Raw genomic sequence first — 11,857 nt, forward strand, 5'->3', positions numbered from 1 at the left:
GACGATCAGGCGTGAATCAAAAAAGCCGGCGGGGCAACCCGCCGGCTTTTTCACGTCTGCGCAGCCTCGGCTCAGCTATAGGGCGACCAGCACTGCTGGCGTGGGCCGTTGTAAGGCTGGAACGTGTTGTCCCAGGCGCGATACGAGCGGTAGCGGTTGTAGCACCACCGCACATGCGCGCTTGAACCGCCACGATAGACGCGGCGCGGCTGGACATAGCGATAGGCCGGCACGCCGAAGCCAAGGCCCAGATAGACGCCGGAACCGCCATAATAGCGGGGACGATGGTGGCGATAGTGACGGCGCCATCTGCCGTCATTGTTGCCGTTCCAATGGCGCCGGTAATTGCTGTGGCCGCCGAAAACCGGACCGCCATCGTGCCGGCGGTTGAAATGACGGCGGCCGCCATCGCCACGATAATTGCCCTGCGGCTGCAGGCAGCGTCTGGTGCCGCAGGCATCCTGGATGGGGATTATCTGGCTCGCCGGACCGCCTGCCAGCCGCTCGGCCGGCGAAACGGCCAGATTGGCCGGACCGGCGAAGGAAGGCGCTGCAAATCCTGCGACCAGACCCAGCGCGATCAGGCCCGACCTCAGTGATGAGACTAAAAGAGACGTCATGACACTACTCCCAGCATTGCCAGCCCCGCGCCGCACCCTGGTGACACGGAAAATGCATCCTGGCGAATGAACGGACGATGAACGGATAAGTTGCTGCGCCGGCGATGGAAGCGAACCTGGAAGCGGTTCCAAAGACCGGCCCCTTGTCTTCCGCGCCGCTTGCGGGCAAAGCTCGTGCCCATGTCGCTTCGCCTCGCCACCTTCAATATCGAGAACCTGATGAACAGGTTCGATTTTTCAGGCTATCGCAATCAGCTCAACGAGGATCGGACGCTCGCTTTGTTCGACATCCAGAACGAGGCGGAATACCGGTTGCTGGAGCAGGCGCGCACAATCGCGCAGTCGGACGACACGCGCCAGCTTTCGGCGCTCGCCATCGCGGCGACACGAGCCGACATCATCTGCCTGCAGGAGGTCGACAATATCGAGGCGCTGAAGGCGTTCGAATATGGCTATCTGTTCAAGATGGTGGGGCAGGGCTACCGGCAGAAATACACGACGTCGGGCAATGATTCGCGCGGCATCGACGTGGCGGTGATGATGCGCACCGAGACGGAACATGGCGAGCCGATCGAATTCGTGCGCATGACCAGCCACGCCTATGTGACCTATGAGCAGTTCGGGCTGCACACGCCGGAGCTGGCGGCGCTCGGCAACGAACCCAATGAGAGGATATTCCGCCGCGATTGCCTCGAGATCGATTTGAAAGTCGGCGGCAAGCCGCTGACGCTCTATCTCGTGCATTTCAAATCGATGGGGCCGCCGCGCAACGGGCTGGACGGGCGGCAGGCCTCGATGCCTGTTCGCATCGCCGAGGCGCAGGCGGTGCGGCGGATTATCGAGGAACGGTTCGGCAAGGACCATGCCGCCGACAAAAGCTGGGCGATCTGCGGCGATATGAACGACTACCGCCAGCGCGTCGTCATCGGCGGCGACAGCTTTTCGGGCTACCAGTTCGACGTGGTGGACGATGCGCAGTCCTGCCTCAACGTGCTGACGGCGGGCGGCTTCTGCGAGAATCTGGTGGAGCGGCGTCCGGAACTGGACCGCTGGACGCTTTTTCATACGCGCGGCCCGCAGGAGCGGCATCTGTGCCAGCTCGACTACATCCTGCTGTCGAAAGGGCTCGCCGCGCGCAACGCCAACGCCGTGCCCGACATCATCCGCAACGGGCAGCCCTTCCGCACACCCTTTCCCACCGGTCAGGAAGTCGAACGTTTCCCGCGTGTCGGCTGGGATCGGCCCAAGGCTTCCGACCACTGCCCGGTCGCCGTCACACTTGATCTGGCTTGAGGTAGCATGAGCATCGATCTGCCCCGCGGCACCATCCTTCCGGTCGATATCGTCGATGTACGGCTCGATTCCGCGCCGCATCCCTTCGAAATCGGCAACAGTCGGGCAATCGAGGACAACTGGGGCCACGAGATCACCATCAATCCGCATCTTTTCGACGGACGGGTGGCCCTGCTTTCCGAGCTGTCCTACCGCGACGGAACGCTGACGGGCCGCTGCCATATCGTGAAGTATTCCACCTTCCTGTACTGGCGCAGGAATCGGGAGACGCCGGGAACCGGCCATGTCTTCGCGCATGCCATGCTGATCTCCAGCGACAACGCCCTGGTGGCGATCCGTATGGGAACGCACACGGCCAATCCAGGCCGCATCTATTTCGCCGCCGGGTCGTTCGAGCTCGAGGATTTCCGTGACGGCAAGGTCGATGTCGACTTCAACATGCACCGCGAGGTGCGGGAGGAAACCGGGCTCGATCTGGCCGAAGCGAAGGTCGGACGACGCTATTACATCCTGTCGACACAGGCCGGAACGGTGATCATCCGCCGCTACACGATGCCGCTGACGGCGAACGCCATCATCAACAGGATCAATGACTATGTCGCCACGCAGGCGGAGCCGGAAATAGCCGGGCCGGTGGTGATCCAGAGCGCCGAGGACCTGCCGGACGATCTCGCCCCGCATATGCGGCCGCTGATCGAATGGCACTTTTCGTACCAGCCGCTGCGTTAAAGTTCGAATTCCCGCCGTCTTTCATTCGTGCCGCAATGCGTCGATCGGGTCGAGGCGTGCGCCCCGCAGGGCCGGGAAGAACCCGAACACCATGCCGATCAGTGCGGAAAAGCCGACGGCGAGCATGACGACCGCCAGGCTCGGCGCGAACGGTATCGAGAGTGTCAGCGAGGCAATGCCGGCAAGCGACAGGCCGAGGGCGATGCCGATGATGCCGCCGAGCAGCGACAGCACCGTCGCCTCGACGAGGAACTGGATCAGGATGTGCTTTTCATGTGCGCCGATGGCCAGGCGGATGCCGATCTCGCGCGTTCGCTCGGTGACCGACACCAGCATGATGTTCATGATGCCGATGCCGCCGACCAGCAGCGAGACGCCGGCGACCGCGCCGAGCATGCCGGTCATGGTGGTGGTGGCGCTGGCCATCGTGTCGGCGATCTGCGTCATGTCGCGGATGTCGAAGTCGCTTTCGCGGTCGACCGGGGTCTTGCGGGCGTCGCGCAATATGTCTTCGACGCGGGTCAGGAGTTCCGAAGTCGGCGTGGCGTCGTCGGCGGCGACGTAGATGTTGTCGATGTCACGATTGCCGGCGACACGCCGCTGGAAGGCGGCGAGCGGCATCATGACGACATTGTCCTGGTCCTGGCCGAAGCCGGTATAGCCCTTCGGCGCGAGCAGGCCGATGACCTTGCAGGAGCTGCGGTTGACGCGGATGATCTCGCCTTCGGGATCGCCGGCGCCGAAGAACTGCTGGCGTACCGTCTCGCCGATCAGGCAGACGCCGGTGCCGCTGCGCACCTCCGAATCCGAGAAGGCGCGGCCAGAAGCGAGCGTCCAGTCGCGGGCGATCAGGAAGGCGCTGTCGGTGCCGGTGACGCCGGCGGTGATGCTTTCGGTACCGTAGATGACGCGGACCTGTTTCTGCGCGGCGGGCGAGATGGCGCGGGCGCCGGTCAGATGTTCGGTCAGCGCGGTCAGGTCCTTCTGTTCCAGCGGCCTGACCACCTGGTCGGGGCCGCGCCCCGCCGGCCTTCCGGCGCGCACGACGAGCAGGTTCGAGCCGAGCTTGGAGATGTCTTCCTTCACCTTGGCGGTGGTGCCGGAGCCGATGGTCAGCATGGCGATGACGGCGGCGACGCCGATGACGATGCCGAGCAGCGTCAGGAAGGAACGCAGCGCGTTGCGGCGGACGGAGCGGAGCGCGAGGCGGACGGTTTCCCAGATCATCACGCCGCCTCCAGCGTCTTCGAATCCGACGCCACATGGCCGTCGAGGAAGCGGATGGTGCGCTGGGCGTAGGCGGCGATGTCGGCTTCATGGGTGACCATGACGATGGTCAGCCCCAGTTCCTGATTCAGACGCGTCAGCAACTCCATGATCTCGTGGCTGCGGGCGGTGTCGAGGTTGCCGGTGGGTTCGTCGGCCACCACCAGCGTCGGGCGGGTGACGATGGCGCGAGCGATCGCCACGCGCTGCTGCTGGCCCCCGGAGAGCTCGGCCGGCGTGTGATGTTCACGCCCCTGCAGCCCGACCTCGGCCAGCGCCTGCATGGCGAGGCGCTGGCGCTCGGCGGCGGGTGCGCCGCGATAGATCAGCGGCAGCTCGACATTCTCCGCCGCGGTGGTGCGCGGCAGCAGATTGTAGCCCTGGAAGACGAAGCCGACATAGAGATTGCGCAATTGCGCCCGCCGGTTGCGGTCGAGCCGACCGGCATCGACCCCCATGAAGGAATAGGTGCCGGCGGTGGGCGTATCGAGGCAGCCGATGATGTTCATGGAAGTCGATTTGCCGGAGCCGGAAGGCCCCATGATGGCGACGAATTCGCCGCGTGGGATGGCAAGATCGACGCCGGCGAGCGCGTGAACCCGGGCTTCGCCTTCGCCATACGTCTTCCACACCCGGTCGAAGCTTATGAGGGGCGCGGCCATGGTCAGCCGCGCTGCTGCTGGGCGGTGATGACCAGATCGCCCTCGGAAAGGCCGGAGAGCACCTGCGTCATGTCGCCATCGGTGGCGCCGAGCTTGACGCTGACCGGCTGCGGCGCGCCGTTCTTGAGCACATAGAGGGTGCGGGTTCCGTCCGCCGGCGGCTGCGTGCGGTTGCGGCCGCCGCCGAAACGGCCGCCGGGCCTGCCGGTGAACATGCTGAGCAGGCTGAAGCTGCGCTCCCTGGTTTCGGTGGGACGGTAGCGGACGGCAGCGGACGGCACGGTCAGCGCGGCTTTTGCCTGCTGGGTGACGACCGAAACGGTGGCGGTCATGCCGGGGCGCAGCAGCAGTTCGCCATTGTCGACATCGAGGCGGGCATCATAGGTGACGACGCCGTCGGTGGTGACGGAAGCAAAGGAGATGTCGCGGATCGCCGCATCGAAGGGGCGTTCCGGAAAGGCATCGACGGTGAAGCGGGCGTTCTGGCCAGGCTTGACCGCGCCGATGTCCGCCTCGTCGATCGCCGCTTTCAGCTCCATCTTGCGCAGGTCGGCGGCGATGACGAACAGCACCGGCGCCTGCAGCGAGGAGGCCACGGTCTGGCCGGGATCGACGGAGCGGGTCAGCACAATGCCGTCGATGGGCGCATAGATGGTGCTTTTGGCGAGGTCGGCCTGCTGCAGCTTCAAATCGGCGTTGGCGATGGCGAGGTTCGCTTCGGCGCTATCGAGCGCCGCCCTGGCGCGGTCGCGCGTCGCGGTGGCCGTTTCGAGCGCCTGATCGGCGGTCATGCCGCGCTTTGCCAACTGGGTGCTGCGCGCCAGCGCCTGCTCGTTTTCCTTGAGCGTGACGCGCGCGTCCTCGACCTTGGCCTGGGCCGCCTTGGCGGAGGCCTCGGCGCGCTCGTTCTGCGCTTCGAGCTTTGAGGTATCGAGGGCTGCCAGCACCTCGCCCTGCTTGACCTGCTGGTTCTCGTTGACGGCGACGGAACGGACGACGCCCGAAAGCTCGCTCGAAATGTCGACCTGCGTCAGCGGCTGCAGCGTGCCGGTGGCGGAGACTTCGACCGTGAGGTCGCCAACGGCGGCGGGCGTGGTGGTGTATTCGACCTTGGCCGGGGCGGCTGCATACCACTGGTAGGCGACGACGGCGGCTGCGATCAGCGCCATCGCGGCGAGCACATAGAGCCAGCCCTTGCGCCGGCTCTTGCCAGCACCTTCCCGGTCAAGCCCAAGAGCTGTCTCGATGGCGGAATCCTCTTGCGCCTCTGGCCGATTGACAGACTGGTCCACGGCACGCCCCTATGGTGGCAAGTCATCCCTACCATTCACAAATCAGCCCTAACGGCCCGAATTTCAAATTAAATTTCGCTCATGTTGGCGACGGCGCCATGGAATCGATCAATGAACGGCCGCAAATACCTGATCTACGACGTCTTTACCGAGGAAGCACTGGCCGGTAATCCGCTGGCTATCGTGCTGGATTGCGCGGGCCTGGACACACAGGCGATGCAGCGCATTGCGCGCGAATTCAACCTGTCCGAATCGGTGTTCGTGCTGCCGCCGGAAAACCCGCACCATCGGGCGCGCATCCGCATCTTCACGCCAGACTACGAAATGCCTTTCGCCGGACACCCGACGGTCGGTTCCGCCGTGGCGCTGACGGCACTGGCCGACGCTGGCGACAGCATCCTGGTGCTGGAGGAGAATATCGGCCCGGTACGCTGCGCCGTCAAAACCGACGGCGCGGTAAGCCATGCCGAGTTCGACCTGCCGAAGCTGCCGGAAGCGTTGACGCTCGACGCCAGCGCCGAAGCTGTGGGCGCGGCGCTCGGGCTCGGCCCGCACGAGATCGGCTTCGAAAATCACCGCGTCTCGCTTTTCTCGGCCGGCGTGCCTTACGTGATCATTCCGGTCGCCGGGCTCGACGCCGCATCCCGAATACGGCTCGACAATCAGGCCTGGTTGGAACTGGCGCCGCGCAAAAGCGATACCGCGGTCGCCAGCGCCTATGTCTATTGTCGCGAGACGGTCCACCATGACAGCGCCTTCCATGCCCGCATGCTGGTGCCCGGAACTCCGTCCTACGAGGACCCCGCAACCGGCTCGGCGGCGGCCGCCTTCGCGGGAGCGATCATGCGTTTCGATCAGCCGGTGGACGGGCTGTCGCGGTTCTGGATCGAGCAGGGCCTGGAAATGGGGCGGCCTTCGCGCCTTGGGCTGGAACTCGAGGTTGAAGACGGCCGGCTTAAAGCCGGCCGCATCGGCGGCCATGCGATCAAGGTAGCGGAAGGGATACTATTCGCCTGATCGTCGCATGACCCGGCCGGGCTCTCGGGATCAGTAGCGACGCCTGTAGTCGTCCCGGTAATCGTCTCGGTAGTCGTTTCGACGGCTGTAGTAGCGCTCGTCGCAGGGAGCGACGAAGATGCGTCCGTCGCGGGCGCGATAGCGGCACATTTCCTCGCCGCGCGGCTGCGGCCCGGAGGAAGTGGCTACCACGGCGCCGAGAAGCGCGCCTGCGCCTGCGCCGATGAGCGTGCTCTCCGTATTGCGTCCTATGGCTTGGCCAACCAGAGCGCCGCCAACGGCACCAAGGGCGGCGCCACCGGTGGCGCGCTGTTGCTGCTCCGTCTGGGCACAGCCGGCGAGAAACGAAATGGCGATAGCCGCCGCGACAGCGGTGGTCCTGGTCAGTGTCATTGGTCCGTCCTCTGTCAAAGCCCCTTGCTGCGAATAGCCTTGCAATTGCGGCGGAAGTTCGCGCCGGCCCCCACTATCGACCGGAAGAGGTAAATAAAACAAATGATTTATCTGGGATATTTAACGAAAGATTGGTGGGTGCGACAGGGATCGAACCTGTGACCCGCTGATTAAGAGTCAGCTGCTCTACCAACTGAGCTACGCACCCAACCAACTGGCAAAGCCAGCGTCGGCGGGCATATAGCCGCCTCATCTGTGCATGTCCAGCCCCGCGCTGTTCATTTCCGACAAATCGCGCCCGGGTGGATGTCGAATTCATCCGGTAAGACTTCAGAGACATATGTTTGGCAAGATGCAACCCGGTCAAATGGGTTGCGCATGCATTCAAGTCTCGCTTTGAGCGTCGGCCTGCCCGCCGCACTGTGCATCATCATGCTGGGGCTCGGCCTATCGCTCAAGCTCGAGGATTTCGCGCGTGTTCTGTCGAGACCCTGGCAGGTGATCATCGGCCTGTGCTGTCAGGTGTTCGTCCTGCCGGCCATCTGCTTTTGCCTGGTGTATTTCTCCCATTTGCCGCCGGCCATCTCCGTCGGGATGATGCTGCTCGCGGCAAGCCCCGGGGGAACATCGGCGGCCCTTTACACACATCTCGCGCGGGGCGATGTCGCTGTCAGCATCACGCTCACCGCGGTCGGCACGCTGGTGGCGATGGTCAGCCTGCCGATCATCGTCAATCTGTCCCTGCTGGTCTTCTACGGGGAAGGCGGGGCCGTCAGGCTGCAGATCCACCAGGTGGCGCAAATCTTCGCCATCGCCATCATTCCCGCCGTTATCGGGGCTCTCATCAGCCGGCGTTATCCCGCACTGGCGAAACGTCTCGACCGCCCGGTAAAGCTTTTGGCCACGCTTTTCCTGGGAATGGTGGTTCTATTCGCGCTGATCAGCCAATGGAATCTGCTGGCCGTCTGGGCACCGGCGATCGGGCTCTTCGTGCTCGCCTACAATCTGATAAGCGTCACTGTCGGATATTTCGTGCCGAAACTGCTGAGAATAGCGCGGCCACAGGCTGTCGCGCTGTCGATGTCGATCGGCATTCACAATGCAGCGCTCGTTATCGCGCTGGCGATGAGCGAATACATGCTGAACAATCCCGAAATGGCGATCCCGCCGGCTGCCTACGGGTTGATCGCCTATATTGTCGGCGGGATGTTCGTCTGGCTTCTCAACAGGCAATACATAGCCTGAGCCACGGGCGCGCGGTCCAATCAGGCGGCGACGGCTTCGCCGATCTGCAGCCGCGCGGTCGCCGCCAGGAGGTCCGTCTGGGTGATGATCCCGAGAACATGGGCCTCTTCGTCGACCACCACGACGGCGTGCGTTCGCCCGTCCGTCAGCTTCGGCAGCAGGGCAAGGGCAGGCGTGGACATGGAGGCGGTCGCGGCCGGCGACATATGCGCGCCGACGGTGCCGCCGGCATCTGCTAGCTCCCGCAGGCCGACGATCCCCCGCAGCCGTCCGTCGCCGGTGACGACCGGGAGGGTGCGGATATTATGGTCGATGAGCATATCTCTCGCATCGACCACACGTGCGTTCTCCTCAACCTGGATGACGTCGCGGGAGACGATGTCTTCGCACAGCAGGGCGGCGCTGGAGCGCACCAGAGCCTGAAGCTCGACCTGGCGCACCAGCCGGTCAAGGTCCTTGCGGTCGATGTCGAAGGTCTCGTCGATCGCCGCCAGCGCGGTATCGATGTCTTCCGGCTGGAAGCCGACGCGCAGTTGCGCCGGACGATCGGCGGTCCCATGCGTGCTGGCTACGGTCTGGACGACATGCGGATAGTTGCGTTTGCCAAGCTTGTGGAAGACAAGGCCCACCCCGACCAGCAGAACGGAGTTGATGGCCACGGGGACGAACGGAAACAGGAAGCCGGCATCGATGACGGCGGGTGTGGCAAGGGCGGCTGTCAGGGCCGCCGCGCCGCCGGGCGGATGCAGGCTGCGGGTAAAGGACATCGCTCCGATGGCGATGCCGACGGCAAGGCCGGATGCGAGCACAGGATCGCGGACGAAATAGGCGACGACGACGCCGACAAAGGCCGAAATGGTATTGCCGCCGATGATCGACCAGGGTTGCGCCAGCGGGCTGGCCGGCACCGCAAACAGCAGCACGGCCGAAGCGCCCATCGGGGCGACGATCAGCGGCGTGTGATAGCTGCCCTTCATGATCAGGCTGCAGACGGCGCCCGTAAGGGCGATGCCGATCACCGCGCCAAGGCATGCAAAAAGCCGTTCCCGCAAGGTGGCGCCGGCGAGAATCGGAACGAACAGACGAAGGGCCATGCTTGCGAGACTTTGAACCGTGGTTTCGCGACGATCAAAAAAGTCGCATTGTATGTCCGAAATGCTTGAAATTTAGGCAGAGAACAAGCCGTAATGTTCTGAAACGCGGTGCTCGGGAGAAATATTTTCTCAGGACTCCCTCCAGCCTGTCGCCGATTTTTCCGACCTGGATCGTTGGGAACAATTTCCTGCCGGCTCCACCGGAACGTCAGGGCGAAAACAAGCGTTCTCCCATCTTGAGGAGAAACGTCATGAACCACGACAATGCCCCGCGGCCGATGCCGGATCCGTTTCCCGATCCGGACCCCGATCCGCAGCCGCCACCCGCGCCGCAGCCGAACCCGATGCCGGTGCCGCCGCTGCGCTAGCACCGGCGCGCCCGAGCCATGGTTTCGAGTGTGCTATTTCTCGGACACGCCGGCCTCGGCGAAACTGGCCATGCGGGCATGGCATTCCAGCGCCGATCGGACGACGTTCACCGCCAGGCACGCGCCGGAGCCTTCCCCCAGCCGCATGCCGAGGTCGAGAAGCGGCGGCAGGCCGAGCGCTTCCAGAAGGCTGCGGTGGCCGGCCTCGGCGGAAACATGAGCCGCGAGCGTATGGGCGAGGCCGTTCGGGTGCAGCCGCGCCAGTGGCGCTGCCGCCGCTGTGCAGACGAAGCCGTCAAGCAGGACCGGCACATTGCGGTGCCGCGCCGCAAGGGTCGCTCCAAGGATAGCGGCCAGCTCCCGTCCGCCGAGCGCGGCCGCCACCTTCAAAGGATCGGTCAGGCTTGCGGCGTGAAGCGTGAGGCCTGCCTCAATGGCTGTGACCTTGCGGTCGAGGCCGGCATCGTCGACGCCGGTGCCGCGCCCCACCCATTTGCGGCCGCCGCCGCCGAACAGGGCAGCGGAGATCGCCGCTGCCGGCGTCGTGTTGCCGATGCCCATTTCACCGAAGCAGGCGAGGTCGATGTCGGCATCGACCGCGTCGTAGCCGGCCGATACGGCGGCCAGGAAGGCCTCGTCGTCCATGGCGGCGGTGCTGGTGAAATCGCCGGTCGGCGTGTCGAGGCCGAGGGGGACCACCTCAAGTTCCGCTTCGGCGATGCGCGCAAGCTGGTTGATGGCGGCGCCGCCGCCGGAAAAATTCGCCACCATCTGGACGGTCACTTCGGCAGGATAGGCCGAGACGCCCTGCGCGGTGACGCCATGATTGCCGGCAAAGACGAAGACCTTGACCTTGTCTAGCTTTGGCATTTCGCGGCCTTGCCAGCGCGCCAGCCATGCGGCGATGGATTCCAGCCGACCGAGGCTGCCCTGCGGCTTGGTCAGCACGTCCTGACGGCGCAGGGCGGCATCAGCCGCCGATTGGTCGCCGTTCGGCAGATCGAGGCAGGCGGAACGCAATTCATCGAGCGACTTGAAGGGCATAGGGACGAATACTCCGGGATTGAATCAGGCCAGGCACACGGAAGCGACAAGAAGGATGGATATCTCCGCGGCTTGCTGCAGGGCGCCGATCGCATCGCCGGTCTGGCCGCCGATCTGGCGTTGGCACAGCGCGCGGAAGCCGAAGAAGACGAGGGCGAGGACGATTGCAGCGATGATCGCGCCGGCAAGCCCGAGCGGCAGGAGCAGGACGACGCCAATCGCCAGGCCAATCATGGCGGTCTCCCGCCCGACCATGCCAGCGTTCGCAGACAAGCCGTCCTCTCGCGCCGGCGGCAGTCTGTGCATGAAGGCTCCGAGCAGGCCGCGCGATGCACCATGCGCGACGACAAGCGCAAGAACGGCAAACCAGGCGCTGCCGATTTGGGCCAGCGCTGTCCAGCGCAGCAGCAGCGACAGAGCCAGCGCGCAGGCTCCATAAGCGCCGATACGGCTGTCGCGCATGATTTCGAGCTTGCGTTCGCGCGTCCTGCCGCCGCCGAAGCCATCTGCCACGTCGGACAGGCCGTCTTCGTGCAGGCAGCCGGTGACCAGCATGCCGGTAGCAAGGGCAAGCGCCGCTGCGGGGCCGGCGGCGAGGCCAAGTGCCTTTGCGATGGCGTAAACCAGCGCGGCGATCAGGCCGATGGCAATGCCGGTAATCGGCGCGGCCCATATGGCCTGCGCCAGTGTGCGCCCGCGGAAATCGAGGCTCGGCAGCGGCAGCCGGGTGAAGAAGACGAGGCAGAGCAGGATGTCGCGCGGGGCGAACGATTTCAGGAACATAGTCATTTGCGGCCGCTCGCCGTCTGAGGCGACGGCACTTTAGGTCGCGAA

At 64.8% G+C, this 11,857-nt stretch carries 12 protein-coding genes and 1 tRNA gene; 4 read left to right on the forward strand and 9 right to left on the reverse strand.

The window, feature by feature from the left end; all coding sequences use genetic code 11:
• Positions 1–71: 71 nt before the first annotated feature.
• The gene (locus tag J2X35_RS19335; RefSeq protein WP_310189182.1) at positions 72–620 is read right to left on the reverse strand and encodes a BA14K family protein; all 549 of its coding nucleotides are present in this window, start codon (positions 618–620) and stop codon (positions 72–74) included.
• A 180-nt stretch (positions 621–800) separates the two neighbouring features.
• Here J2X35_RS19335 and J2X35_RS19340 point away from each other — a divergent pair, with 180 nt between their 5' ends.
• Both J2X35_RS19340 and J2X35_RS19345 read left to right on the forward strand, forming a co-directional pair.
• On the forward strand, positions 801–1,913 hold the full coding sequence (locus J2X35_RS19340) for an endonuclease/exonuclease/phosphatase family protein (protein WP_310189183.1): 1,113 nt from the start codon (positions 801–803) through the stop codon (positions 1,911–1,913).
• Positions 1,914–1,919: 6 nt separating this feature from the next.
• On the forward strand, positions 1,920–2,642 hold the full coding sequence (locus tag J2X35_RS19345) for an NUDIX hydrolase (protein ID WP_310189186.1): 723 nt from the start codon (positions 1,920–1,922) through the stop codon (positions 2,640–2,642).
• A gap of 21 nt (positions 2,643–2,663) precedes the next feature.
• On the opposite strand, the gene J2X35_RS19350 is transcribed toward J2X35_RS19345, so the two are convergent.
• Genes J2X35_RS19350 through J2X35_RS19360 form a run of 3 tightly spaced genes read right to left on the reverse strand, consistent with a single transcriptional unit; the run spans position 2,664 to position 5,862 of the window.
• Positions 2,664–3,869 carry an ABC transporter permease gene (locus tag J2X35_RS19350; RefSeq protein ID WP_056110344.1) on the reverse strand — a complete coding sequence of 402 codons (1,206 nt, stop codon included), beginning with the start codon at positions 3,867–3,869 and terminating at the stop codon, positions 2,664–2,666.
• On the reverse strand, positions 3,869–4,570 hold the full coding sequence (locus tag J2X35_RS19355; protein WP_056110342.1) for an ABC transporter ATP-binding protein: 702 nt from the start codon (positions 4,568–4,570) through the stop codon (positions 3,869–3,871). Before J2X35_RS19355 ends, J2X35_RS19350 begins: the two co-directional genes overlap by 1 nt.
• 2 nt (positions 4,571–4,572) lie before the next feature.
• Entirely contained in the window at positions 4,573–5,862 is a 1,290-nt protein-coding gene (locus tag J2X35_RS19360) for an efflux RND transporter periplasmic adaptor subunit (RefSeq protein ID WP_310189190.1), read from the reverse strand.
• Between the two features lie 111 nt (positions 5,863–5,973).
• Here J2X35_RS19360 and J2X35_RS19365 point away from each other — a divergent pair, with 111 nt between their 5' ends.
• Complete coding sequence (locus J2X35_RS19365; protein WP_310189192.1) at positions 5,974–6,879, forward strand: PhzF family phenazine biosynthesis protein; 906 nt, start codon at positions 5,974–5,976, stop codon at positions 6,877–6,879.
• Between the two features lie 30 nt (positions 6,880–6,909).
• On the opposite strand, the gene J2X35_RS19370 is transcribed toward J2X35_RS19365, so the two are convergent.
• Together J2X35_RS19370 and J2X35_RS19375 are read right to left on the reverse strand one after the other, a co-directional pair.
• On the reverse strand, positions 6,910–7,272 hold the full coding sequence (locus tag J2X35_RS19370; protein ID WP_156459806.1) for a YMGG-like glycine zipper-containing protein: 363 nt from the start codon (positions 7,270–7,272) through the stop codon (positions 6,910–6,912).
• 132 nt (positions 7,273–7,404) lie between these two features.
• Positions 7,405–7,480, reverse strand: a tRNA-Lys gene (locus J2X35_RS19375).
• 170 nt (positions 7,481–7,650) lie between these two features.
• Here J2X35_RS19375 and J2X35_RS19380 point away from each other — a divergent pair.
• On the forward strand, positions 7,651–8,517 hold the full coding sequence (locus J2X35_RS19380) for a bile acid:sodium symporter family protein (RefSeq protein ID WP_310189193.1): 867 nt from the start codon (positions 7,651–7,653) through the stop codon (positions 8,515–8,517).
• Positions 8,518–8,537: 20 nt separating this feature from the next.
• On the opposite strand, the gene J2X35_RS19385 is transcribed toward J2X35_RS19380, so the two are convergent.
• From J2X35_RS19385 to cobS, 3 genes are all read right to left on the reverse strand, one after another.
• Positions 8,538–9,611: an HPP family protein gene (locus J2X35_RS19385; protein ID WP_310189195.1), complete on the reverse strand. Its 1,074-nt coding sequence runs from the start codon at positions 9,609–9,611 to the stop codon at positions 8,538–8,540.
• A gap of 401 nt (positions 9,612–10,012) precedes the next feature.
• A complete protein-coding gene (gene cobT / locus J2X35_RS19390; protein ID WP_310189197.1) occupies positions 10,013–11,023 on the reverse strand; it encodes a nicotinate-nucleotide--dimethylbenzimidazole phosphoribosyltransferase in 1,011 nt (336 codons plus the stop codon).
• Positions 11,024–11,047: 24 nt separating this feature from the next.
• Positions 11,048–11,812 (reverse strand): adenosylcobinamide-GDP ribazoletransferase, encoded by a 765-nt coding sequence (gene cobS / locus J2X35_RS19395; protein WP_310189200.1) that lies wholly within the window; start codon positions 11,810–11,812, stop codon positions 11,048–11,050.
• Positions 11,813–11,857 lie beyond the last annotated feature (45 nt).

The sequence above is a fragment of the Mesorhizobium sp. BE184 genome, assembly GCF_031457045.1.
Taxonomy (GTDB): domain Bacteria; phylum Pseudomonadota; class Alphaproteobacteria; order Rhizobiales; family Rhizobiaceae; genus Mesorhizobium.

Bases quoted from the DNA above. Each gene is read 5' to 3' on its own strand.
- J2X35_RS19370 (WP_156459806.1), bottom strand. From the start codon at position 7,272: ATGACACTGACCAGGACCACCGCTGTCGCGGCGGCTATCGCCATTTCG.
- J2X35_RS19345 (WP_310189186.1), top strand. From the start codon at position 1,920: ATGAGCATCGATCTGCCCCGCGGCACCATCCTTCCGGTCGATATCGTC.
- cobT (WP_310189197.1), bottom strand. From the start codon at position 11,023: ATGCCCTTCAAGTCGCTCGATGAATTGCGTTCCGCCTGCCTCGATCTG.
- J2X35_RS19355 (WP_056110342.1), bottom strand. From the start codon at position 4,570: ATGGCCGCGCCCCTCATAAGCTTCGACCGGGTGTGGAAGACGTATGGC.
- J2X35_RS19385 (WP_310189195.1), bottom strand. From the start codon at position 9,611: ATGGCCCTTCGTCTGTTCGTTCCGATTCTCGCCGGCGCCACCTTGCGG.
- J2X35_RS19380 (WP_310189193.1), top strand. From the start codon at position 7,651: ATGCATTCAAGTCTCGCTTTGAGCGTCGGCCTGCCCGCCGCACTGTGC.
- cobS (WP_310189200.1), bottom strand. From the start codon at position 11,812: ATGACTATGTTCCTGAAATCGTTCGCCCCGCGCGACATCCTGCTCTGC.
- J2X35_RS19340 (WP_310189183.1), top strand. From the start codon at position 801: ATGTCGCTTCGCCTCGCCACCTTCAATATCGAGAACCTGATGAACAGG.
- J2X35_RS19350 (WP_056110344.1), bottom strand. From the start codon at position 3,869: ATGATCTGGGAAACCGTCCGCCTCGCGCTCCGCTCCGTCCGCCGCAAC.
- J2X35_RS19365 (WP_310189192.1), top strand. From the start codon at position 5,974: ATGAACGGCCGCAAATACCTGATCTACGACGTCTTTACCGAGGAAGCA.
- J2X35_RS19335 (WP_310189182.1), bottom strand. From the start codon at position 620: ATGACGTCTCTTTTAGTCTCATCACTGAGGTCGGGCCTGATCGCGCTG.